This is a genomic window from Paragemmobacter amnigenus, assembly GCF_009908265.2.
GTDB lineage: Bacteria > Pseudomonadota > Alphaproteobacteria > Rhodobacterales > Rhodobacteraceae > Paragemmobacter > Paragemmobacter amnigenus.
In genome coordinates, this window is sequence record NZ_JAAATX020000015.1 from 1 (window position 1) to 21904 (window position 21904).

Annotated in this window: 20 protein-coding genes, 1 tRNA gene, 1 pseudogene and 3 riboswitches; of the genes and pseudogenes, 7 read left to right on the forward strand and 15 right to left on the reverse strand. The window is 68.6% G+C overall.

Annotated features, from left to right (window positions below; translation table 11 throughout):
• The 4 genes and pseudogenes from GU927_RS18370 to GU927_RS18385 form a co-directional block, all read right to left on the reverse strand.
• Positions 1-620, reverse strand: a pseudogene (locus tag GU927_RS18370) (precorrin-3B synthase); the annotation flags it as partial.
• On the reverse strand, positions 617-3868 hold the full coding sequence (cobN, locus tag GU927_RS18375) for a cobaltochelatase subunit CobN (RefSeq protein WP_161763862.1): 3252 nt from the start codon (positions 3866-3868) through the stop codon (positions 617-619). The pseudogene GU927_RS18370 and the gene cobN, both read right to left, overlap by 4 nt.
• Before the next feature lie 9 nt (positions 3869-3877).
• Positions 3878-4912: a cobalamin biosynthesis protein CobW gene (gene cobW, locus GU927_RS18380; protein WP_161763863.1), complete on the reverse strand. Its 1035-nt coding sequence runs from the start codon at positions 4910-4912 to the stop codon at positions 3878-3880.
• 3 nt (positions 4913-4915) lie between these two features.
• Entirely contained in the window at positions 4916-5272 is a 357-nt protein-coding gene (locus tag GU927_RS18385; protein ID WP_161763864.1) for a DUF1636 family protein, read from the reverse strand.
• An 84-nt stretch (positions 5273-5356) separates the two neighbouring features.
• Positions 5357-5592: riboswitch (cobalamin riboswitch) on the reverse strand.
• A 43-nt stretch (positions 5593-5635) separates the two neighbouring features.
• Between GU927_RS18385 and cobO the strand changes: the two genes are divergently transcribed.
• The gene (gene cobO, locus GU927_RS18390; RefSeq protein WP_161763865.1) at positions 5636-6277 is read left to right on the forward strand and encodes a cob(I)yrinic acid a,c-diamide adenosyltransferase; all 642 of its coding nucleotides are present in this window, start codon (positions 5636-5638) and stop codon (positions 6275-6277) included.
• Complete coding sequence (locus GU927_RS18395; protein ID WP_161763866.1) at positions 6277-7752, forward strand: cobyric acid synthase; 1476 nt, start codon at positions 6277-6279, stop codon at positions 7750-7752. The genes cobO and GU927_RS18395 overlap by 1 nt, the downstream gene beginning before the upstream one ends.
• Here GU927_RS18395 and bluB read toward each other — a convergent pair.
• The 9 genes from bluB to ychF form a co-directional block, all read right to left on the reverse strand.
• Positions 7749-8465, reverse strand: a complete 717-nt coding sequence (bluB, locus tag GU927_RS18400) for a 5,6-dimethylbenzimidazole synthase (protein ID WP_161763867.1) — start codon at positions 8463-8465, stop codon at positions 7749-7751. The genes GU927_RS18395 and bluB overlap by 4 nt on opposite strands.
• Before the next feature lie 41 nt (positions 8466-8506).
• Positions 8507-8688, reverse strand: a riboswitch (cobalamin riboswitch).
• Positions 8689-8732: 44 nt separating this feature from the next.
• The gene (locus GU927_RS20555) at positions 8733-9587 is read right to left on the reverse strand and encodes an energy-coupling factor ABC transporter ATP-binding protein (RefSeq protein ID WP_161763868.1); all 855 of its coding nucleotides are present in this window, start codon (positions 9585-9587) and stop codon (positions 8733-8735) included.
• A complete protein-coding gene (gene cbiQ / locus GU927_RS18410) occupies positions 9584-10318 on the reverse strand; it encodes a cobalt ECF transporter T component CbiQ (RefSeq protein WP_161763869.1) in 735 nt (244 codons plus the stop codon). The genes GU927_RS20555 and cbiQ overlap by 4 nt, the downstream gene beginning before the upstream one ends.
• A 1-nt stretch (position 10319) precedes the next feature.
• A complete protein-coding gene (locus GU927_RS18415) occupies positions 10320-10619 on the reverse strand; it encodes an energy-coupling factor ABC transporter substrate-binding protein (protein ID WP_161763870.1) in 300 nt (99 codons plus the stop codon).
• Positions 10619-11287, reverse strand: coding sequence for an energy-coupling factor ABC transporter permease (locus GU927_RS18420; protein WP_161763871.1), 669 nt, complete (start codon positions 11285-11287; stop codon positions 10619-10621). The genes GU927_RS18415 and GU927_RS18420 overlap by 1 nt, the downstream gene beginning before the upstream one ends.
• A gap of 65 nt (positions 11288-11352) precedes the next feature.
• Positions 11353-11576, reverse strand: a riboswitch (cobalamin riboswitch).
• Positions 11577-11685: 109 nt separating this feature from the next.
• On the reverse strand, positions 11686-13671 hold the full coding sequence (locus GU927_RS18425; RefSeq protein ID WP_161763872.1) for an EAL domain-containing protein: 1986 nt from the start codon (positions 13669-13671) through the stop codon (positions 11686-11688).
• An 8-nt stretch (positions 13672-13679) separates the two neighbouring features.
• Complete coding sequence (locus GU927_RS18430; protein ID WP_161763873.1) at positions 13680-14402, reverse strand: hypothetical protein; 723 nt, start codon at positions 14400-14402, stop codon at positions 13680-13682.
• A gap of 352 nt (positions 14403-14754) precedes the next feature.
• Positions 14755-14844, reverse strand: a tRNA-Ser gene (locus GU927_RS18435).
• Positions 14845-14951: 107 nt separating this feature from the next.
• Complete coding sequence (ychF, locus tag GU927_RS18440) at positions 14952-16049, reverse strand: redox-regulated ATPase YchF (protein WP_161763874.1); 1098 nt, start codon at positions 16047-16049, stop codon at positions 14952-14954.
• A 129-nt stretch (positions 16050-16178) separates the two neighbouring features.
• Between ychF and GU927_RS18445 the strand changes: the two genes are divergently transcribed.
• From GU927_RS18445 to GU927_RS18455, 3 genes are all read left to right on the forward strand, one after another.
• Positions 16179-16607 carry a VOC family protein gene (locus GU927_RS18445; protein WP_161763875.1) on the forward strand — a complete coding sequence of 143 codons (429 nt, stop codon included), beginning with the start codon at positions 16179-16181 and terminating at the stop codon, positions 16605-16607.
• A 182-nt stretch (positions 16608-16789) separates the two neighbouring features.
• On the forward strand, positions 16790-17581 hold the full coding sequence (gene trpA, locus GU927_RS18450; RefSeq protein WP_161763876.1) for a tryptophan synthase subunit alpha: 792 nt from the start codon (positions 16790-16792) through the stop codon (positions 17579-17581).
• Complete coding sequence (locus GU927_RS18455; protein WP_161763877.1) at positions 17544-18068, forward strand: MEKHLA domain-containing protein; 525 nt, start codon at positions 17544-17546, stop codon at positions 18066-18068. Before trpA ends, GU927_RS18455 begins: the two co-directional genes overlap by 38 nt.
• A gap of 89 nt (positions 18069-18157) precedes the next feature.
• Here the strand turns inward: GU927_RS18455 and GU927_RS18460 are convergent, their stop codons facing one another.
• Entirely contained in the window at positions 18158-18616 is a 459-nt protein-coding gene (locus tag GU927_RS18460) for a MarR family winged helix-turn-helix transcriptional regulator (RefSeq protein ID WP_161763878.1), read from the reverse strand.
• Positions 18617-18767: 151 nt separating this feature from the next.
• Between GU927_RS18460 and GU927_RS18465 the strand changes: the two genes are divergently transcribed.
• Positions 18768-19931 (forward strand): alpha-hydroxy acid oxidase, encoded by a 1164-nt coding sequence (locus GU927_RS18465; protein ID WP_161763879.1) that lies wholly within the window; start codon positions 18768-18770, stop codon positions 19929-19931.
• 31 nt (positions 19932-19962) lie between these two features.
• On the opposite strand, the gene GU927_RS18470 is transcribed toward GU927_RS18465, so the two are convergent.
• On the reverse strand, positions 19963-21117 hold the full coding sequence (locus tag GU927_RS18470) for an MFS transporter (protein ID WP_161763880.1): 1155 nt from the start codon (positions 21115-21117) through the stop codon (positions 19963-19965).
• Between the two features lie 180 nt (positions 21118-21297).
• Between GU927_RS18470 and GU927_RS18475 the strand changes: the two genes are divergently transcribed.
• Positions 21298-21885: a 50S ribosomal protein L25/general stress protein Ctc gene (locus GU927_RS18475; protein ID WP_161763881.1), complete on the forward strand. Its 588-nt coding sequence runs from the start codon at positions 21298-21300 to the stop codon at positions 21883-21885.
• Positions 21886-21904: the final 19 nt, after the last annotated feature.

Consider the following 21904-nt stretch of genomic DNA (forward strand, 5'->3'; position numbering starts at 1 on the left):
CCCACCAGCGCCGCCATGCGGCCCCGCCCGCCCGTCACCCCGCCCGCGGCGACGAACCACCGCGCCAGCGCCACGGCGGCGTCCGGTGCCTCTGCCTCGGCCACCGCCGCGCCCAGCGCCAGACCGTCGCAGCGCAGCACCAGCCCGCCATCGCCCGCGCGCTCCAGCCGGATATCCCCCGCGATCCCCGCAAAGACGGGCGCGGGGCCCGTATCCACCACGAACCCGAACTTGCCGGGCAGCGGCGGCATCTCTGCCAGCGCCGCACCCAGACGGGCCGCCAGCGCATCCGTTCCCGCATCGGCAAAGGGCGTGACAAGGATGTTGCGCCGCGCCTCGTCCGCCGCATCGGCATCGATCAGGTCCAGCGCCCGCAGCTCCGCGATCAGCGCCCCGTGCGAGGCCTCCGTCACCCCGCGCAACTGCACGTTCCCGCGCGCCGACAGATCGACCAGCCCGTTGCCGTGCCGCGCCGCCGCCGCCGCGATCCCCGCCGCCTGCGCCTGCGTCAGCCGTCCCAGCGGCGGGCGCACCCGCACCACCAGCCCGTCGCCCGACATCATCGGCCGCAGCGCGCCGGGACACCACCCCTGCACCTGAAAGGCCGCCGCCCCCGTCATGCCAGCTCTCCCGCCGCCGCGCCCAGCGACGCGGCAATCGAATTGCGCCGCGTCACCCACAGCCCCGCCTCGGCCAGACGCCGGAACAGGTCGCGCAGCGCCGACAGGGCTGCCGGATTTTCGCGCGACATGAAATCCACCACATCGTCGCGGCCCAGCGTCGCCTCGTGATACAGGTCAAACAGATGCGGCGGCACCACCCCCGCCAGATGGGCGAAGGCCGCCATGTGATCCGCCGTCGCCGCGATCTCGGCCGCGCCACGGAACCCGTGGCGCATCATGCCATCCGCCCATTTCGGATCGACGGCGCGGGACCGCACCACGCGCGCGATCTCCTCGGTCAGGCTGCGCGCGCGCGGCCGGTCGGCCTGCGTCGCGTCCAGATGGTAAAGCGCGGGCTTCGCCGCCCCCAGCCGCGCCAGCGCCGCGGCAAACCCCGCCTCATGCGCGGCATAATCCGCCGCCAGCAGCAGGTCCGACTCGGGCAGGTCCTGCGCGTGCACGAAACTGTCCGCCCCGCGCAGCCGCGCCTCCAGCCCCGCGCGGTCGTCGCGCGACTGCCCGTCCGCCCCGATGGCCCAGCTCGACGCGGTGATCCACGCCTCGCCCGCCGCCGCCCGCGCCTCGGGGGTGAACTCGTCCATCGCCACGCCCATGCCCAGCCCGTACTGCCCGGGCTTCGGCCCGTAGACCCGAGCCGCCCGTTCGCCATAGGGATTGTCCGACATGGCCTCGTCCCGCTCGGCCAGCATCGCCACACCCGTCTCGAACAACACAGCCAGACCGGGAAAGACATCGCGGAACAGTCCCGACACCCGCAGCGTCACGTCGATACGCGGCCGCCCCAGCAGCGCCAGCGGCACCACCTCCACCCCCGACACGCGGCTCGACCCCGCATCCCAGACCGGCGCCAGCCCCGCCAGATGCAGCGCCATCGCGAATTCCTCGCCCGCCGTCCGCATCGTGGCACTGCCCCACAGATCCACGACCAGCCCGCGCGGCCAGTCGCCATGGTCCTGCAGATGCTTTCGCAGCAATTCCTCGGCCAGCTTCACGCCCTGTGCATGGGCGGCACGGCTGGGCACCGCGCGCGGATCGACCGCAAACAGGTTCCGCCCCGTGGGCAGCACATCCACCCGCCCCCGCGCAGGGCTTCCCGACGGCCCCGCCGCCACCCGCCGCCCCGCCAGCGCGCGCAGCAGGCCATCCCGCTCGGCCGCGCCGCAATCGCCGCGCCCCAGCACATGCAGCCCGTCGCCATACTGGCTTTCCTTGATATCGCAGACAAAGCGGTCGATCCGCGTGATCGCCTCGGCCGCGCTCGCCCCCGCCGGAATCCCCAGATCGCCCTCGACCCCCGACGCCTGCGCCTCGGCGCGGATATCCGCGATCAGCCGGTCCCGCCGCGCAGGGTCCAGCCCGTCGGCGGTGGAATATTCGTCCAGCAACCGCTCCAGCCGGTGCATCCCCTCGGGCAGGCTCGCCCGCACCAGAGGCGGCGGCAGATGGCCCAGCGTCAGCGCCCCGATGCGCCGCTTGGCCTGCGCCGCCTCGCCGGGGTCATTGACGATGAAGGGATAGATCACCGGCAAATCGCCCGCCAGCGCCTCGGGCCAGCAGGCCGCCGACAGCGCGACCGACTTCCCCGGCAGCCATTCCAGCGTGCCATGCGCCCCCATATGCACCAGCGCATGCAAACCCTGCGACCGCAGCCACAGATAGAAGGCCACATAGCCGTGCCGCGGCACCCGCGCCAGATCATGATATTCCCCGTCCCGCAGCGCGACCTCGCCCCGCTCGGGTTGCAGCGCGACCAGCACCTTGCCCCGCCGCACGGCGGCAAAGCGGAAGACGCCCCCCGCACAGGCCGCATCCGCCTCGGGCGCACCCCATGCCGCCGCCAGCGCCTCCTGCAGCGCGTCGGGCAGCGTGGCCAGCGCCGCGCGATAGGCGGCCAGCGGCCAGTCCAGCACCTCCTGCCCCAGCACCTGCGCCAGAGGCGCGGCAGGCGCGGTGTCATACCCCTCTGCCGCCAGATCGGCCAGCAACGCCTCGGTCGAGGCCAGCGCATCCATGCCCACCGCATGGGCCATCTGGTGCGCCCGTCCCGGATAGGTCGACAGCACCACCGCCACCTGCCGTTCCGCCACCGCGGCACCGGCCAGCCGCATCCAGCCCTTCACCCGCGCGACGACCGCCGCCACCCGCCCCGCATCCGCCCGATGGCCAAAGCGGGCGAATTGCAGGTCCGGATCACGCTTGCCGGGCGACTTGAAGGACACCAGCCCCGCGAACAGCCGCCCGTCCACCTCGGGCAGGACCACATGCATCGCCAGATCGGCCGGCGACAGCCCGCGGTCCGACTCGTCCCAGTCGCGCCGCCGTGCCGTCGACAGTGCCACCTGAAAGACCGGACAGTCCACCCCGTCAAAGGGCGTCGTCCCGTCATCGCCCCGCGCGGAAAAGGCCGTCGCGTTCACGATCGCGACCGGCGGGCGCGCCGCCATCGCGCGCCCCAGCCATTCCGCCAGCCCCGCCGCCTTCAGCGACGGCGCAAAGACCCCCGCCGCGGCAATCCCTTCGGCACGGAAGGCTCGGATCAGCGCATCCACCGGCGCCGTATCCGCCGCCGTCAGATAGCTGCGGTAGAAACTGACCAGCACATAGGGCCCCTCGGGCAGCGACGGCACCACGCCCAGATCGGGATCATAGAACCCCATATCCGGCAACCGCTTGTCCCCCGGCACCGGCCCCGCATAAAGCCCCGCCGCAAGGCAAAGCTGCGCCAGCGCCGCCTGCGCCGCCACAGCACCCCCCGTATCGCACAACTCCTGCAACCGCCGCAGCGTCGACACGGGCAGGGTCGAGGCCGCATCCAGCGCCGGATCGGGCCGCCCGTCGGCAGGCAGCACCGCCAGAGCGATCCCCCTGCGCCGCGCCAAGTCCTGTATCGACGCGATGCCATAGGGCCAATAGGCCTCGCCCCCGATCAGCCGGATCAGGATGGCCTTCGCCCCCGACAGCGTCCGCTCCACATAGCTGTCCACCGACACCGGATGCTTCAGCGCGACGATGTTCTGCAACCGCAACGACGGCAGCCCGCCCTTGGCCCGATGCCAGCCCGCCGCGAAGGCGCCAAGGTCGCTGTCCGAAAAGGACAGGACGATCAGCTCGGCCGGATCCTGTTCCGGATCGAACGGCGCCTCTGCTGCATCAAGACCCCGGCTGTCGCGGAAGACGACGTGCATGTCCCTGCCTTACGCCCCCAATACGGCGCGGATCGCGGCTTCGTCGATGTCGTGATGCTCGGCGATCACCACAAGGCGCGACTGGCGCGGGGCATCGCCCCAAGGGCGGTCGAACTGGTGGCGCACCCGCTCGCCCACGGCCTGCACCAGCAGGCGCATCGGCTTGCCCGCCACCGCGACATGCCCCTTCACCCGCAGGATGTTCAACTCGCGCGCCAGACGCTGCACCCGCGCAGCCAGATCGGCGGGATCGGACACCTCGGGCAGGTCGATCACCACGCTGTCGAAATCGTCATGCTCGTGGTCGTCATGCCCGTCATGGTGGCTGGGCCGCGCGGCCAGATCATCCTCGGCCGCCGCATTCAGCCCCAGCACAACGCGCGGGTCGATGGTCCCGTCGGTCACGGCCAGGATCGGCAGCTTGCGCGGCGCCTCGGCCTCGACCACCGCGCGGGCGGCGGCGACACCTGCCTCGCCCGCCAGATCGGCTTTGGTCAGCAGGACGATATCCGCACAGGCAATCTGGTCCTCGAACACCTCGCTCAGCGGGGTCTCGTGATCCAGCCCCTCGTCCGCCGCGCGCTGCGCGTCCACCGCCGCGACATCCGGCGCGAACCGCCCCGCCGCCACCGCCTCGGCATCGGCCAGCGCCACCACGCCGTCCACCGTGATCCGCGACCGGATCGCCGGCCAGTCGAACGCCTTGAGCAGCGGCTTGGGCAGCGCCAGCCCCGATGTCTCGATCAGGATATGGTCAGGCCGCTGCGGCATCGCCATCAGGGCCTCGATCGTCGGGATGAAATCGTCGGCCACGGTGCAGCAGATGCAGCCATTGGCCAGTTCCACGATGTTCTCCACCGGACAATTCTCGTCCGCGCAGGATTTCAGGATGTCGCCATCCACCCCCACCGTCCCGAACTCGTTGACAAGGATCGCCAGCCGCTTGCCCTGCGGGTTCTGCATCAGGTGGCGGATCAGCGTCGTCTTGCCCGCCCCCAGAAAGCCGGTGATCACGGTGACGGGGATCTTGGTCAGGTCGGTCATGGCTCAGGGCTCCATCGGGGGAATGCGGGCAAGGCTCTGCTTGCGGAAGATCACGGGACGCTCGCGCCACGGCACGATCCCGTCGGCAGAGGCGGCATAAAGCCCCGCGCCGCGCAGGATTTCGGGAACATCCGCCTCGTTCAGGCGTCCATAGACATAGGACCACGCGCCGGGCTTGGTCAGCGCGATGTTGCAGCCGTGGTCGCAGGCAGACAGGCATTCTGCCGCACGGATGGTCACACCCTCTGGCGCACCCGCACCCAGTAAGGCGGTATGCAGGCGCTGCCCGGGGCAGGTCTCGCCCTCGGGCACCGGCTGTCCGGCGCGGCAGGTGGTGCAGACATGCAGGACGGTCGCCATGTCCCCTCTCCATAAGGCAGACGGGAAGCCGACGGTCCGGCCGCACAAGGCCAATCCGAAGGTCGCGGCACACCCCGTCCGCGCGATTCAGTCCAGGCCCTGGCAGGTCTCCCGGCTTGCGGATATCGGGGCACGGCATTGGCCGGACCCCGGCGCCCTGCCCGCCTTCCCGGCCTTGCGGCCAGTGGCATCGGACAGACCTTTCCGGTCACGGTCGCGGGGGCGGCTGCGCTTCGGCCAGGCGACGTGACACGTCGCAAATCCTGTCGCATTCCCTCTTGGCCTGCCCTAAGACAGGCACCAGCGCCTATGCCCCCTCCTGTGCCACAGAAGCGGTGCTGTCAAGGAAAAGGAAACGCCCCAATGACCCATAACAGCGACATTCCCTCCACGACGGAAACCGACGATCTGGCCCGCCACAGCGCCAAGATGGCCAAGAAGAAGGCCGCCCGCGACAAGATCATGGCGGGCAAGTCCGGCGAGAAGGGTCTGGTCATCGTCCATACCGGCGCGGGCAAGGGCAAATCCTCCTCCGGCTTCGGCATGATTCTGCGCTGCATCGCCCACGGGATGCCCTGCGCCGTGGTGCAGTTCATCAAGGGCGCATGGGACACCGGCGAACGCCGCCTGATCGAGGGCAACTTCAGCACCCTGTGCCAGTTCCACGCCATGGGCGAGGGCTTCACCTGGGAAACGCAGGACAAGGCGCGCGACATCGCCGCCGCCCGCGCCGGATGGGAAAAGGCCAAGGAGCTGATCCGCGACCCCGCCATCCGCTTCGTCCTGCTGGACGAGATCAACATCGCGCTGCGCTACGACTACCTCGACCTCGACGAGGTGCTGGCCTTCCTGCGCGACGAGAAGCCCCCGCTCACCCATGTCTGCCTCACCGGCCGCAACGCCAAGGAGGCGCTGATCGAAGCCGCCGATCTGGTGACCGAGATGACGCTGGTCAAACACCCCTTCCGCTCGGGCATCAAGGGCCAGCCGGGGGTCGAATTCTGATGCCCGACCGCGCAGCGGGCCGCACAGCGGGCAAGGCGCTGATGATCCAGGGCTGCGGCTCGAACGTGGGCAAGTCCATACTCGTCGCCGGTCTCTGCCGCGCCGCCCGCCGCCGCGGGCTGTCCGTCGCCCCGTTCAAGCCGCAGAACATGTCCAACAACGCCGCCGTCACCGTCGACGGGGGCGAGATCGGGCGCGCACAGGCGCTGCAGGCGCTGGCCTCGGGCCTTGACCCCGTCACCGACATGAACCCCGTCCTGCTGAAACCCGAATCCGAAACCGGCTCGCAGGTCATCGTGCAGGGCCGCCGCCTGACCACCGTCCGCGCCCGCGAATATGCCGCGCTGAAACCGCAGCTCATGGCCCCCGTCCTGCAAAGCTTCGACCGCCTGCGCGCCGCCCATGACCTCGTGATCGTCGAAGGCGCGGGCAGCCCCGCCGAAGTGAACCTGCGCGCGGGCGACATCGCCAACATGGGCTTTGCCCGCGCGGCAGGCGTTCCCGTCATCCTTGCAGGCGACATCGACCGCGGCGGCGTCATCGCACAGGTCGTCGGCACCCAGGCCGTCATCGACCCCGAAGATGCCGCCACCGTCGCGGGCTTCCTCATCAACAAGTTCCGCGGCGACCCGCGCCTTTTCGACGACGGCTACCGCCTGATCGAAACCCGCACCGGCTGGCGCGGCTTCGGCGTCCTGCCGTGGTTCCCGCAGGCCCATCTCCTGCCCGCCGAGGACGCGCTCGACATCGACTCCGCCCCGCGCGGCGACGGCGTCACCATCGCCTGCCTCACCTTCTCGCGCATCGCCAATTTCGACGACCTCGACCCGCTCGCGGCGGAACCCTCCGTCAACCTCGTCATGGTCCGCGCGGGCCAGCCCGTCCCCGCCGAAGCGCGGCTGGTGATCCTGCCCGGCTCGAAATCCACCCGTGGCGATCTGGCCTTCCTGCGCGCGCAGGGCTGGGACATCGACATCGCCGCCCACCTGCGCCGCGGCGGCCATGTGCTTGGCATCTGCGGCGGCTACCAGATGCTCGGCCGCGCCGTCTCGGACCCTGACGGGATCGAGGGACCGGCCGGCAGCACCCCCGGTCTCGGCCTGCTCGACATCGACACCGTCATGACCCCCGACAAGCGGCTGACGCGCGTCTCGGCCACCCATGCCGCCACCGGCCTTGCCGTCGACGGCTACGAAATTCACATCGGCCGCAGCGACGGCCCCGACTGCGCCCGCCCCTTCGCCACCGTCGAAGGCCGCCCCGAAGGCGCCATCAGCGCCGATGGCCGCGTCACCGGCAGCTACCTGCACGGCCTGTTCCAGTCCGACGCCTTCCGCGCGGCCTTCCTTGCCCGCCTCGGCATCGCCGCCGCCCCTCGCAATCACGCGGCGACGGTCGACGCCACGCTCGACGCCCTCGCAGACCATCTCGAGTCCCATCTCGACGTGCCGGCGCTCCTTGCCACCGCGCGCTAGGGGCAGGCCACCCCGTCGCGCATCCCCCACCCCTCGTGGAATACCAGCTCCTCCAGCGGCAGGCGGCTGGCCCATCCCCGCGCCTGCAATTCCGGCTCGGGATAAAGCGCGTCGACATGGCCCAGACACAGCCACGCCACGGGGCTGACATGGTCCGGCAGTCCCAGCATCGCGCGCAGGTCCTCCTTGCGGAAAATGCTGACCCAGCCCACCCCGATCCCCTCGGCCCGCGCGGCCAGCCACAGGTTCTGCACCGCACAGACCGTCGAGAACAGGTCCATCTCCGGCTGGTGCGTCCGGCCCAGCACGACCGGCCCCCCGCGGCTGTGATCGCAGGTCACGCACAGGCTGACCGGCGCCTGCCCGATCCCCTCCAGCTTCAGCGCGGAATAAAGCGGGCGGCGGCTTTCGGGAAACTTCGCGCGTGCCTCGTCATTGGCGCGGGCAAAGGCCGCCTGCGCGCGCGCCTTCACCGCCTCGGACCGGATCACGATGAAATTCCACGGCTGCGACAGCCCGACCGACGGCGCGTGATGCGCGGCCTCCAGCAGACGGCGCAACACATCGTCACCGACCGGCCGGTCCGTGAACTGGCCGCGCACATCGCGCCGCGTGTGAATGGCACGATAGACCGCCGCCCGCTCGGCCTCGGCAAAGGGACCGGCGGGAACGGGCGACACGGCGGAATCAGACGGAAAGACAGGCTCGGACATGGGCATTCCCCTTGGCGAAACGGGGCAACCGCCGGCCTTCGGCGCCCCTGTTCCGTCTGGCCGGTCTTCTGACTAGGGCTTCCACCGGACCCGCGCCTTCCCGGCCCTGCGGCCAGTGGCATCTGCGGGCCCGTCCACCTCACAGCGTTGGGCACGTTGCGGATTTCCACCGCATTCCCGATTCTCCACGCCTGCGCGCGGCACCAGACGCGGCAGGCATAGCGCGGAACCGCCCCCCCGGGCAACCGCGCGCCACTGCCGCCCGCATCATCCCGCCTGCGCGGGTGACGCCGCCCTTGCCAGCAGCCCCACCAGATCCTCGACACTGCGCGGCATCGGCGCATCCGGCGGGCACATCCCCCGCGCCCGCGCCGCCAGCCACAGCTCCAGCAGCACCGGCGGCCGCAGCCCCGCCCGCGCCAGCAAGGCCGGATCGGACAGCAGCGCCCCCGCCCCGCCCTGCGCCAGCACCGTCCCGCCCGTGAACAGCGCCACGTCATCGGCCAGCGCCAGCGCCAGTTCGATGTCATGCGTGGAAAAGACCAGCGTCATCCCCCGCCGCCCCAGATCGCGCAGCACCGTGACCAGCTGCTCCGCCCCCTCGCGGTCCAAGCCCGCCGTCGGCTCGTCCAGAAGCAGCACCTCGGGCTGCATCGCCACCGCCCCCGCGATCGCCACCCGCTTCTTCTGCCCGCCCGACAGCATATGCGTCGGCCGGTCCGCCAGCCCCGCGATCCCCAGAGCCGCCAGCGCCCCCTGCACCCGTAACGCCGCCTCGGCCTCGGACAGTCCCTGATTGAGCGGGCCGAAGGACACATCCTCGGCCACCGTCGCCGCGAAGATCTGGTCGTCCGGTTCCTGCAACACCAGCGCGACGCGGCTGCGCCAGCCGTTCAACCCGCGCCGCGAATAATCCGCCGCTTGCCCCGCCAGCGTGACACGCCCCGCATCGGGCCGCAGCGACCCGTTCAGATGCAGCAGCAAGGTGGACTTGCCCGCCCCGTTCGGCCCCAGAATCGCCAGCTTGCGCCCCGCCGTCACCTCCAGCGACAATCCGCAAAGCGCGGGCACCTCGCCCGGATAGGCATAGCGCAGGCCCTCGACCGACAGGATGGCACTCATCCCCATGTTGCCGCCACCCCGACCGCCACCTGCAGGACCAGCACCAGCACGACCATCCCGACCGACACCGGACGGCGCTGTGTCAGCACCCGCATCCCGCCCTGCCAGCCCCGCGCGGCCAGCCCCGTTTCCATCCGCCGCGCCCGCGCCATCGCACGCGGCAGCAGATTGGCGATCACCATGCCGCTCGACCGCAGCCAGCGCCGCCGCGTCGAATGACCCAGCCGCGCCCGCTGTGCCGCCGTCATCGCGACCGCCTCATCCGCCAGCAGGAAGACGAAGCGATAGGTCAGCAGCGCCAGTTCCACGATCTCGGCCGGCACCCGCAACCGGCGCAACCCGCCAATCAGTTCCGCCGCAGGCGTCGTAAAGGCCAGAAACATCAGACAGAAGGTCGCCGCCATCGCCCGCAGGCACACCTGCGCCGCCGCCGCCACGCCGTCCTGCGCCAGCGCGGGCCCCTCCGGCCCCACCTGCACCAGCAGCATCACCGACCCCGTCGCCAGAAACCCCAGCGGCAGCGCAACCGCCGCCAGCCACAGCCGCACCGGCACCCGCGCACCGGCAAAGGTGAACCCCAGCATGGCCACCGCCACCAACGCCGCCCCGGGCCACGGCGGCAAGCCCACCGCCAGAACCAGAAAGCCCAACCCGATCAACAGCTTTTCAGCCAAGGCACGGTGCCGCCAGCGGTTCAGGCCGGCCGCCCGGTCTATCGTTCCGACCGACATCTCAGACCGTTGGCGGCGTCGTGCCGTCCTTGCCGCGCAGCCCCTCGCGCCGCCCATGCCTCCGGCCCACCACATAGCCGATCACCAGCGCCCCCAGCGCGGCCTGCAAGGCGAACATCAGGCTCGCCACCTCGCCGCTCGGCGGCTCCCAGATCGGGGTGAACCACGGCGCAAACCCCTCGCGCGCCTCGATCAGCGCGGCCACCTCGGCATCGGCGCCCCCGAACTCGCCCCCCATGACCAGCGGCACGATGATGATCAGCGCCACGCCCAACAGCATCCAGACAGACCGGCGCGACATCACCGCGCCTCCCCTGCCAGCGCGGCAATCCGGTCGCTGTCCCGCGTCTTGCCGGACAGCGCCTCGATCACCACCACGGTCAACAGCCCCTCGGCCACCGCCAGCGGCACCTGCGTCAGCGCGAAGATGCTGCCGAACTTCATCGCGGCCCCCATGAATCCCGACACCGGATCGGGATAGGCCAACGCCAGTTGCAGCGTGGTGCAGATATAGGTCGCCAGATTGCCCAGCGACGCCGCCAGAAACACCGCCACGGCAAAGCGCAGCCCCATCCGCCCCGCCAGTTTCCACACACCCCAGGCCACCCACGGGCCCACGATCGCCATGGCAAAGGCATTGGCCCCCAGCGTCGTCAGCCCGCCATGCGCCATCAGCACCGCCTGGAACAGCAGCACGATCACCCCCAGCACCGACATCACCGCAGGCCCGAACACGATCGCCCCCAGCCCCGTACCCGTCGGATGCGAACAGGACCCCGTCACCGACGGGATCTTCAGCGCCGACAGCACAAAGGCAAACGCCCCCGCCGCCGCCAGCGTCATCCGCGCCTCGGGCTTGTCGCGCAGCACAGAGCGCAGGCGCACCGCCCCCGCCACGACGAACGGGGCCGACACGGCGTACCAGCCTATGGCATGGGACGCGGGCAGGAACCCTTCCATGATATGCATGATGATCCTTCCACAACGAACGCGCTGCTATCGAAAAGACCAAGGACACCCCGCCCCGGACGGCTTGCAGCACAAGAGCGATGGCAGGTCTCCTGACTCGCGGGTCGCTGCACCCCGGTCGCCTTCCCGGCCTTGCCCCGCGTGGAAGTGCGGTCAGCCAGTGGCACCTGATCGGGGGCTCGCCGCTCACAGTTGCGGGGGCAGCTACGGATTCGGCCCCTGATGGGTAATCCTCACCGTATTCCCTTTTGATCCCTTCACTTCGGGAACCATCCCCTCCACCTAGTCAAAGGCCCCTCGCGCTGTCAAGCCGTTCACGGTGCGGATCGGGGCGCGGATCGGGGCGCGGGGCAACAGGCCCCCTTGGCCCGCACGCCGGTTCCGCAGCCCGCCTTCGGTCAAAGTTCCGACAGCGGCTTCGGACGGCCGAACAGATAGCCTTGCGCGTATTTGACCCCCAGCCCCAGCAGGATCGCACGCTCGTTCTCGCTCTCGACCCCTTCGACGACAAGCCGCGCGCCCACCGACCCCGTCAGTTCCACCAGCAGCGCCATCATCTGCCGCTTGCGTTCCGACGTCTCCAGTTCCGCAATCAGCGTGCGGTCCGCCTTGACCACACTGAACGAATGCGACGCCAGCCGTTCGATGCCCGACCCGTCCTTGCCGAAATCGTCCAGATGCAAGGCAAAGCCAAGGCCGGCGATACGGGCAAACTGGCGGCGCACATCCTCGGGCGAGGCGTCCTGCAGATAGGGGGTCTCGGTCACTTCGATCGCGATGTCGTATCCATCCGCGACAAGCTCCAGCAACACCGGCGTCAGGGCGTTGTCCTCGAACCCCGACAACAGGTCATAGGGGTCATAATTGAAGGACAGGCACTTCCTGCTGTCATCCCCCGGCTGCAGCGGCGGCAGCGACCGGCGCACCATCCGACGGATCGGCTCGGTCAGCGCCGGATCCCGCAGGGCCGAGATATATTGCGGCAGATAGCTGGCCGGCGGGATGGGCGAGCGTCCATCCTGACACCAGCGCACCAGCGCCTCGTATCCGATGGCCTGCCCTGTCTCCAGATCGACGATGGGCTGATAGAACAGGGCGAATTCCTGCCGCTCGATGGCCGACACCACATCGGCCAGCTTGTAGTTCTCTTCCAGATAGCCAAGCCGCGTCAGCAGGTCCTGATCGGCCTCGATGGCGCGGTTCTTCCCCGTCCGCTTGGCATAGCGCAGCGCGGTATCCGCCTTCTCGGACGCCTTGATCAGATCATCCGCCTGCCGCAGCAGGATGTACCCCGCCGAAATGGTGCAATTCGTGATGCGCTCGTTCAGGCGGATTTCCTGCTTCGCGACATAGGCCACCGCCCGTGCGAAATACTGCTCCGCATCGCCGCCGACCTTGTCCACCGGCACCAGAAGCAGGAATTCCTCGCCACCGAAACGGCAGATCACCTCGGCCTCGGGCATGGCCTGCAGGATGTTGGACACCGCCGTCGCCAGCACCAGATCGCCCACGGCATGGCCGTAATTCGTGTTGAACGACTTGAAATCGTCGATGTCGATCAGGACCAGATAATGGTCATGCGGGCGGTCGGGAACATCGTACAGCTCCTGAAACCGCTGCCGCCGCATGGCACCGGTCAGGACGTCGAAATAGGCCTCGCGCCGCAAAAGAACCTGCGCCCGCGCCGCGCGCTGGTTCAGGAACAGCAGCGCGAAGATCGTCGTCACCCCGACCAGCGTGATCGTCGCGGCCACGGCCGAGGTTTCAAAATCCAGATGCCGCACGGCATCGTCGACCGGAATCTCGAACACCTGCACCGCGCGGATATCGCCGACCTTCCAGTCCTGCTTGGGCGAATCCGGATGGCTGTTATGACAATCGACGCAGCCCTTCTTCATGTGGACCGGGCTTGCGTAATGCAGGTAGGTCAGGCCGTTCTCCTCGAACATCTCGAAGTATTCCTCGGCCCCGCTGCTCCGCAGGTTCTCCAGCGCGCGGATGTCGAAATCGGCCAGATAGCGGTCCTCGCGCCAGGGAAACGGATAGTCGCTGACCAGCGCGAAGGTGATATCCTCGGTTTCCGAATTCAGATAGGCGGACAGCTCCAGCATCATCGTCGCCGGAATGGGAATCGCCTGCTCGTGATCGCGGAAATCATGCGTGACCAGAACGTCGGACCCGTTCACCCGCTCCACCACCGTCTGCAGATAGAAGTTGCGGATTCCAGTAAAGGTCTGGCTATAGGTCCGCGCCGACTGGATCAGGGACCGTTCGATCGTGTCCTTGTTGTTCGTGCTCAGCACAAAGAACAGGATCGACGCGAAGGACACGCCCAGAAGGACGATCAGAAAGCTCTGGAACTTGAAACCGCTGAAAAGCTGCATGGCAGTCGTTAATCCGTCTGCCGCTGCCGCAGCGCCCCGAAGATCAGCTGCCCGAACCAGACAGCCATCGCCAGTGCCAGAACGATCAGGAACTTTCCGACCTGCGTCTGACCGTAATCGTTGATCGTGCTGAATTCCGTCGTGCGGTCCGAATAGATCTCCACCACCCCGATCGTTTCGCCCTTGCCGTCCTGAAGCGGATGGTAGGACGACACGATATCCACATTCCGCAACTCGCCCTCGAAACTGCTGAAGGTCTCGCGCACGGTCACCTGACTGGACGACCGCCCGCGCAGCGCGTGGGTCACCTGCTCGACCTCGGATTTCTCCACGCCGATCTCCGACGGATTGCTGGAATAGATCGTGATGCTGTCATCGGCATAGAGCTTCAGCTTGACCACCTTGGTCCGCGCCACCAGCGCACGCACCTTCCGGTCGAAGTCGATGAAGACGGGCGCGCGGGAAAACTGCGGCCAGTCCACATTGTCATCGACGGCCTCATAGGCGGTGATGAGCGTCTCGATCTCCTGCCGCAGCGATTGGGACGCCACGAGGACCATGTCGCCATGCGACGATTCGGTCGACGCGCGGATCGTCGAGGACGTCACGCTCTCGATCACCTCGTCCAGAAAGGTGTAGGAATATGCCAGCACCCCCATGAAGCAGATGGAAAAGACCATCGCCCCCAAAAAGCTTCGATCGCCCTTGCTCGTCTTCTGCGCCTTGCTCAATTGACTGTCCCGCAAACAACCCGCGGCCCCATTAAGACCTGTTAAGGTGTTACAGCATTGCAGACGACTTGAAATTAAAATCCACACATTCCATACTTATTATCCGTTCAATCTAATTGCATTGGGCCAATAGATTTTAAGATGTAAGGTCCGGATGATTTTCCGAATAAGACGCATATGTCCTTTCGGATGGCCCCGCCCGCGGCAGCAGACCTGCCGGACGCGGAAAAAACGCCACCCCCCAGCCTGCCATCCAGGGAAAACCGCACCGCCCGCCCAAGCGCGGGTCAGACGCCCAAATCGGCCACCCAAGGCCCAGCGCCGCCAGTCACAGGAAAAGACATGAAAGGGATGGCGGAGCCGAAGGGATTCGAACCCTCGAGACGGTTTCCCGCCTGCACCCTTAGCAGGGGTGTGCCTTCGACCACTCGGCCACAGCTCCGCCGACCCGTTTAGCGATGGCCGCAGATGGGGGCAAGGGGGAAAGCTGGCCTTTCCCGCTCCGGCAGGCGGTCCGCAACCGGCCCGCCACGCCCCCCGCCGGACGGCTCAGCCGTTGAACAGGAAATGCAGCACGTCCCCGTCCTTGACCTCGTAGGTCTTGCCCTCGACGCGGAACTTGCCCGCCTCCTTGGCGCCTGCCTCGCCGTTTCCGGCGATGTAGTCGTCATAGGCGATGGTCTCGGCGCGGATGAAGCCCTTTTCGAAATCCCCGTGGATCACACCCGCCGCCTGCGGCGCCAGCGTGCCCTTGGTGATCGTCCAGGCCCGCGCCTCCTTGGGCCCCACGGTGAAATAGGTCTGCAATCCCAAAAGCGCGTAGCCCGCCTTGATCAGACGGTCGAGCCCCGCCTCGTGCAGCCCCATCTCCTCCAGGAACATCGCGGCCTCGTCCTCGGCCAGCTGGCTGATCTCCTCCTCGATCCGGGCAGAGATCACCACCGTCGCCGCCCCCTGCGCGCGCGCCATCTCGGCCACGCGGTCGGACTGGGCATTGCCCGTCGCGGCCTTCGATTCCTCGACATTGCAGACATAGAGCACCGGCTTTGCCGTCAGCAGCTGCAGCATCCGCCACTGGCGCTGGTCATCGGCCTCCACCTTCACCGTGCGGGCGGGCTTGCCCTCGTTCAGCGCGGCCTGCGCCGCGCGCAGCAGACGGTCCTGATCCAGCACCTCCTGATCCCCGCCGCGCAGCTTCTTGGCAAGGTTCACCAGCCGCCGCTCCACCGATTCCAGATCGGCCAGCATCAGCTCTGTCTCGATCGTCTCGGCATCGGCCACGGGGTCGATCCGCCCCTCGACATGGGTGATGTCCCCGTCCTCGAAACAGCGCAGCACATGGGCGATGGCATCGCATTCGCGGATATTGGCCAGAAACTGGTTCCCCAGCCCCTCGCCCTTGGACGCGCCCCGCACCAGACCCGCGATATCGACAAAGGTCATCCGCGTCGGGATGATCTGCTTGGAACCTGCAATGGCCGCCAGCTTGTCCAGCCGCGCATCCGGCACCGCCACCTCGCCCACATTCGGCTCGATGGTGCAGAAGGGGAAGTTGGCCGCCTGCGCCGCCGCCGTCCGCGTCAGCGCGTTGAACAGGGTCGACTTGCCGACATTCGGCAGACCCACGATCCCCATCTTGAAACCCATCGTCCCGTTCCCTCTGCCCAACCTTTTCTGCGTCGGGCCGCTTCTAGTTTGATGCCCCGCCCTTATCAAGTTCCCCGACTCGGGCCGCCCGTGGCACCCTGTGGCACCTGCCGCAAAGGGACCCCCGCCATGCCGATCCCCTATCTCCACTTCCGCGGCGACTGCGCCGCAGCACTGGCCTTCTATGCCGAAACCTTCGGCACCCCCGCCCCCAACCTCATGCGCTACGCCGAAGCCCCCGACATGCCCCGCCCCGCCGATCCCGACCGCGTCATCCACGGTCAGGTCATGCTGCCCGACGGGATGCTCATGGCCTCGGACTTCCCGCCCGGTGTCGCGGGCGACGCGCAGGCTGCCGTCTCCCTCATGCTCACCGCCCCCGACGACGCCACCGCCCGCGACTGGGTCGCGAAACTGGGCGACGGCGGCGCACCGGTCCTGCCCTATGGCCCCACCTTCTTCTCGCAAGGCTTCGGCATGGTGAAGGACCGCTTCGGCACCCACTGGATGATCACCCTCCCGCCCGAAGACCCGCTCGACCCCACCGCCGACGCCTGAGGGCCGCCCCCCCTTCATCCCGGCCCAAATACTCCACGGGGGAAGCCATCGGTCGCCCGACCGATGGCGGCGGGGGTGTGAAACCCCCGCTGCCGACGCCTGCCGCACAGCCCGCCGCCCATTGATCTTTCCCCGCCTGTCCTGCAAAACCGCCGGAACGGACAAAGGGGACGGGGCCAGCCATGACCAGAATCGACGCCACCTTCGCGCGCCTGCGCGCCAGCGGCAAAAAGGCCTTCGTCAGCTACATCATGGGCGGCCATCCCGACGCGGCCACCTCGCTTGCCGTGATGCAGGGCCTGCCCGCGGCGGGCGTGGACATCATCGAACTCGGCATGCCCTTCACCGATCCCATGGCCGACGGCCCGACGATCCAGCTTGCCGGCCAGCGCGCGCTGGAACAGGGCATGACGACCGACGCCATCCTCGACATGGTCCGCGCCTTCCGCAAGGGCGATGCCACCACGCCCATCGTCCTGATGGGCTATTACAACCCGATCTATTCCCGCGGCGTCGACCGTTTCGTGGCAGAGGCGAAAGAGGCAGGCATCGACGGCCTCATCATCGTCGACCTGCCGCCCGAGGAAGATGACGAACTCTGCATCCCCGCGCAGAAGGCCGGTCTGAACTTCATCCGCCTCGCCACGCCCACCACCGATGCAAAGCGCCTGCCCAAGGTGCTGCAAAACACTTCGGGCTTCGTCTATTACGTCTCGATCACCGGCATCACGGGGGCCGCCGCCGCGCAGGCCACCGATGTCGGCCCCGAAGTCGCCCGCATCAAGGCCGCGACCGACCTGCCCGTCATCGTGGGCTTCGGCATCACCACGCCCGAAGCCGCCCGCGCCATCGCCTCGGTCGCGGATGGCTGCGTCGTAGGCTCGGCCATCGTCAAGGATATCGGCTCGGGCAAACCCGTGGCCGAGGTTCTGGCCAATGTCGCGGCGCTTGCCGGTGGCGCCCACGCCGCCTGATCCCCTGCGGGCAGACGGCGGCGCAGGCTGGCAACAGCCCGCCGCCATCGCCTATGCCCGCCTTCTGGTCGAAAGCCTGCACCGCCTGACCGGCCATGCCATGGCCGACCCCGCCCTGCCCGATGCCGCCCTTGCCGCCGCGCTCTGGGACATGGCGCGCCCCCTCGTCTCGCACGGCACCGAACCCGACCCCGTCTTCCGCCACGCCAACCGCGCCGCGCTGTCGCTGTGGGAAATGGACTGGTACGCCTTCACCCGCCTCCCCTCGCGCCACTCGGCCGAGGCCGACACGGGCATCCAGACCGACCGCAGCGCCCTTCTCGCCCGCGCCCTGCAACAGGGATGGGTCGACGGCTACGAAGGCATCCGCATCAGCGCGACAGGCCGCCGCTTCCGCATCTCGCAAACCGTTCTCTGGACCGTGACCGACGCCACAGGCACCCGCCACGGACAGGCCGCCCTGATCGGCCGCGTGACGCCCCTCTGACACGCCGCCGCCCGACAACCGCGCCGACCCGTAGGGCGGGGTTCACCCCGCCACACGCCCCGCCCACCACGCCACACGCACCACCCGCCTCACGCCGCATCCGGAAACCGCCGCTGATCCGACAGCCGCGCCGCCAGCGACAGCAGGTCCCCCGCCAGCCGCGCCACCTCCTCCTCATCCGCCAGCGCCGCGACCTGCTCCAGATCGCCCTCCACCGCCGCACGGCCCAGTGCCGCCAGCGTCCGCCCCTTGGGCGTCAGCCACAGGCATTTCGACCGCCCGTCGCGCGGATTGGGCTCCAGCCGCACCAGACCCCGCGCCTCCATCACCGCCACCGTGTGCGACATGCTGGTCTTTGGCCAGCCGAAGGCCGCCGCCACCGACACGGGCGTCTGCCCCTCGCCCAGCCGCGCCAGCCGGTCCAGCACGGCGAATTGCGCCCCGCTCACCCCCTTGGGCAGCCGCGCCTCCAGCAGGCGCTGCGCGGCATGATGCGCGGCGGAAACGGCCGCGAACAGCGACAGGACAGGGCGCAGCGGATCGGTCATGGCGAAACTCCGGATCGGGACATCGCACCTTTCCCTGCAATCCCCGTGCCACCCCGCACCGTCTGGTGCGACACCGCACCGGACCTCGCCGCACTTGCCGGATCACGGCCCCATTGGTAAGCAAACCCAACCAATCCCGCCGGAGGCCCCCATGCCCGTCATCACCTGCATCGACGACCTCAAGCGCTTGCACAAGCGCCGCACGCCCAAGATGTTCTACGACTATTGCGAAAGCGGCAGCTACACCGAACAGACCTTCCGCGAGAACACGACCGACTTCGCAAAGCTCCGCCTCCGCCAGAAGGTCGCGGTCGACATGCTGGGCCGCCGCACCGACAGCACCATGATCGGCGAACAGGTGGCCATGCCCGTGGCCCTCGCCCCCGTCGGCATGACCGGCATGCAAAGGGCCGATGGCGAGATCAAGGCCGCCCGCGCGGCCGAGAAATTCGGGGTGCCCTACACCCTCTCCACCATGTCCATCTGCTCGATCGAGGATATCGCGGAACACACCACCCGCCCCTTCTGGTTCCAGCTCTACGTCATGAAGGACGAGGAATTCGTCGACAGCGCCATCGAACGCGCGCGCAAGGCGGGCTGCTCGGCGCTCGTCCTGACGCTCGACCTGCAAATCCTCGGCCAGCGGCACAAGGATCTGAAGAACGGCCTTTCCGCCCCGCCCCGCCTGACCCTGCGGAACATCCTCGACATGGCAATCCGCCCGCAATGGTCGCTGGAAATGCTGGGCACCCCGCGCCGCACCTTCCGCAACATCGTGGGCCATGCCAAGGGCGTGGGCGACCTCTCCAGCCTGATGAGCTGGACGAACGAACAGTTCGACCCCGAACTCGACTGGAAAAAGATCGCCCGCATCCGCGACCAGTGGGGCGGCAAGCTGATCCTGAAAGGCATCCTCGACGAGGATGACGCCCGCGCGGCGGCGGATTTCGGCGCGGATGCGATCATCGTCTCGAACCACGGCGGCCGCCAACTCGACGGCGCGCTCTCCTCGATCCGCATGCTTCCCCGCATCGTCCGCGCCGTGGGCGACCGGACCGAAGTCTTCCTCGACAGCGGCATCCGCTCCGGTCAGGACGTGCTCAAGGCGCTGGCGCTGGGGGCAAAAGGCACCATGATCGGCCGCGCCTATATCCACGGTCTGGGCGCCATGGGCGAGGCGGGCGTGACCACGGCGCTCGAGGTGATCCGCAAGGAACTCGACATCACCATGGCGCTCTGCGGGGAAAAGAACGTGGCCAATCTCGGCCGCCACAACCTGCTGATCCCGCGCGATTTCGAGGGCGACTTCCTCTGACCCCCGCGCCCGCAACAGCCCTCGGTCGCGCTCAGGCCTCTGCCGTGCGCTGCCGCGCCATCAGCGGGGCCAGCACCAGCACCGCCAGCAGCATCGCCGCCGCAAAGACGAAGGCAAAGCGCAGCCCGAAGGCACCGGCAAGGAAGCCCAGCGCGGGCGGCCCGAAGAAATAGCCGAAATAGCCCAAAAGCGTCGCCCGCGCGATGGCCCGCGCCCGCGAGGCAGGGTCCGCCAGCCGCCCGACAAGGGAGAAGGCCGTGGGCGCGATCACCGACGACCCGATCCCCATGACGATGAACCCCGCATAGGCCATGGCGGGCGACACCGCCCCCGCCGCCACCAGCGCCCCGCAGGCCGACAGCACCGCCCCCCCCATCAGCAGGCGGAACGGATCGACCCTCTGCACGATCCCCTGCCCCGCCAGCCGCGCGAAACCCATGGTCAGCGCCAGCACCGCAGGCCCCATCGCGCCCTCTTCGGGCCGCCCGCCCAGCGTCTTCTCGATATGCAGCGCCGACCAGTTCTCGGCCGCGTTTTCGGTCAGGAAGGCGATCAGCACGATCCCGCCCCCGATCACCGGAATGAGCCCCAGCCGCCCCGCCGTCCCGTCCTTGGGCTTGCGCAACCCGTGGATCGTCCCGTCCCGCTCCACCGTCATCAGCGCGAAGAGCCCCGCCAGCACCGCGCAGCTACCCATCACCCAGTCCGGCGACCAGCCCGCACCCCGCATCACCCCCGTCGTCACCGCGCCCCCCGCATAGCCAAAGCTATAGGCCGCATGGCACAGGTTCATCAGGTGCAGCCCGCGGTCATTCTCCAGCGCCGCCACGCGGGCATTCATCAGCACATCCGTCAGCCCCGTCGCCCCCCCGCAGGCCATCATGGCCAGCGGAAAGACCCAGACCTGATGCGCCTGCCCCGGCAGCGCAAAGGCCGCCGCCATCAGCAGCGCCGCCACCGGCAGCGCCACCCGCCCCAGCATGGCCCCGATCACCGGCGACAGCAGCATCGCCGTCACCGCGGCCAGCGGCGTGGGCAGCATGATCAGCCCCAGCCGCGCCTCGTCCACGCCCAGCTGCGCCTTCAGGTCCGGCAGCACGGCGGCAAACGTGCCCCACAGCACGCCCATCGCGGCAAAGGCGGCAACGGGCGCGCGCGCCACGACAAGGGTGGAAGCGATGGACATGGGGGTTCTCCTGCCCTATCCAGCTAGCCTGCCCCGCCCCCTGCGGCAAGCCCGCCACCGACCCCGCCCACGCCACGGGCGACCCGATTTCCCCTTTCCTTCATGGCGAATCGCGGCTATAGCCCCCCGGTCGCGCCGCACACCCTTGGAGGGCGGCGGACCTATACATGGAGAATGACTATGGCTCGCGAGATCCCCGATCTTCAGGCTGTGGTGCGGACGGGGACAGGCAAGGGGGCCGCCCGTCAAGCCCGTCGTGAGGGCAACGTACCCGGCATCATCTATGGCGATGGCAAAGAGCCGACGCCGATCAACCTGAACTACAACTACCTGCTGAAGCGCCTGCGTCAGGGCCGCTTCCTCCAGACCCTCTTCAACCTCAAGGTCGAAGGCGGCGAGGAAGTGCACGTGATCTGCCGCGGCGTGCAGCGCGACGTGGTCAAGGATCTTCCGACCCATGTCGACTTCATGCGGATCCACGACGAATCGCGCATCAACCTCTTCATCCACGTGACCTTCGAAAACCACGAAGCGTCGCCGGGGCTCAAGCGTGGCGGCACCCTGACCGTCGTGCGTCCGGAAGTGGAACTCGAAGTGGTGGCCGGCGACATTCCGGACCACATCACCGTGGACCTGACCGGCAAGCAGATCGGCGACGTGATCCACATCAACGATGTGACCCTGCCGAATGGCGTGAAGCCCACGATCGCGCGCAACTTCGTGATCGCGAACATCGCCGCTCCGTCGGGCCTCGCCGCGTCGGAATGATCCCTCGGATCAGGTGAAC

Excerpts from the sequence above, each read along its gene's own strand:
- GU927_RS20555 (WP_161763868.1), bottom strand. The coding sequence starts at position 9,587 with ATGAGTGCCATCCTGTCGGTCGAGGGCCTGCGCTATGCCTATCCGGGC.
- cobN (WP_161763862.1), bottom strand. The coding sequence starts at position 3,868 with ATGCACGTCGTCTTCCGCGACAGCCGGGGTCTTGATGCAGCAGAGGCG.
- GU927_RS18460 (WP_161763878.1), bottom strand. The coding sequence starts at position 18,616 with ATGACCGATCCGCTGCGCCCTGTCCTGTCGCTGTTCGCGGCCGTTTCC.
- GU927_RS18445 (WP_161763875.1), top strand. The coding sequence starts at position 16,179 with ATGCCGATCCCCTATCTCCACTTCCGCGGCGACTGCGCCGCAGCACTG.
- GU927_RS18425 (WP_161763872.1), bottom strand. The coding sequence starts at position 13,671 with ATGCAGCTTTTCAGCGGTTTCAAGTTCCAGAGCTTTCTGATCGTCCTT.
- GU927_RS18475 (WP_161763881.1), top strand. The coding sequence starts at position 21,298 with ATGGCTCGCGAGATCCCCGATCTTCAGGCTGTGGTGCGGACGGGGACA.
- cobW (WP_161763863.1), bottom strand. The coding sequence starts at position 4,912 with ATGACCGACCTGACCAAGATCCCCGTCACCGTGATCACCGGCTTTCTG.
- GU927_RS18465 (WP_161763879.1), top strand. The coding sequence starts at position 18,768 with ATGCCCGTCATCACCTGCATCGACGACCTCAAGCGCTTGCACAAGCGC.
- GU927_RS18420 (WP_161763871.1), bottom strand. The coding sequence starts at position 11,287 with ATGCATATCATGGAAGGGTTCCTGCCCGCGTCCCATGCCATAGGCTGG.
- GU927_RS18455 (WP_161763877.1), top strand. The coding sequence starts at position 17,544 with ATGTCGCGGCGCTTGCCGGTGGCGCCCACGCCGCCTGATCCCCTGCGG.
- GU927_RS18395 (WP_161763866.1), top strand. The coding sequence starts at position 6,277 with ATGCCCGACCGCGCAGCGGGCCGCACAGCGGGCAAGGCGCTGATGATC.
- GU927_RS18415 (WP_161763870.1), bottom strand. The coding sequence starts at position 10,619 with ATGTCGCGCCGGTCTGTCTGGATGCTGTTGGGCGTGGCGCTGATCATC.
- cbiQ (WP_161763869.1), bottom strand. The coding sequence starts at position 10,318 with ATGTCGGTCGGAACGATAGACCGGGCGGCCGGCCTGAACCGCTGGCGG.
- GU927_RS18470 (WP_161763880.1), bottom strand. The coding sequence starts at position 21,117 with ATGTCCATCGCTTCCACCCTTGTCGTGGCGCGCGCGCCCGTTGCCGCC.
- trpA (WP_161763876.1), top strand. The coding sequence starts at position 16,790 with ATGACCAGAATCGACGCCACCTTCGCGCGCCTGCGCGCCAGCGGCAAA.
- GU927_RS18385 (WP_161763864.1), bottom strand. The coding sequence starts at position 5,272 with ATGGCGACCGTCCTGCATGTCTGCACCACCTGCCGCGCCGGACAGCCG.
- ychF (WP_161763874.1), bottom strand. The coding sequence starts at position 16,049 with ATGGGTTTCAAGATGGGGATCGTGGGTCTGCCGAATGTCGGCAAGTCG.
- bluB (WP_161763867.1), bottom strand. The coding sequence starts at position 8,465 with ATGTCCGAGCCTGTCTTTCCGTCTGATTCCGCCGTGTCGCCCGTTCCC.
- cobO (WP_161763865.1), top strand. The coding sequence starts at position 5,636 with ATGACCCATAACAGCGACATTCCCTCCACGACGGAAACCGACGATCTG.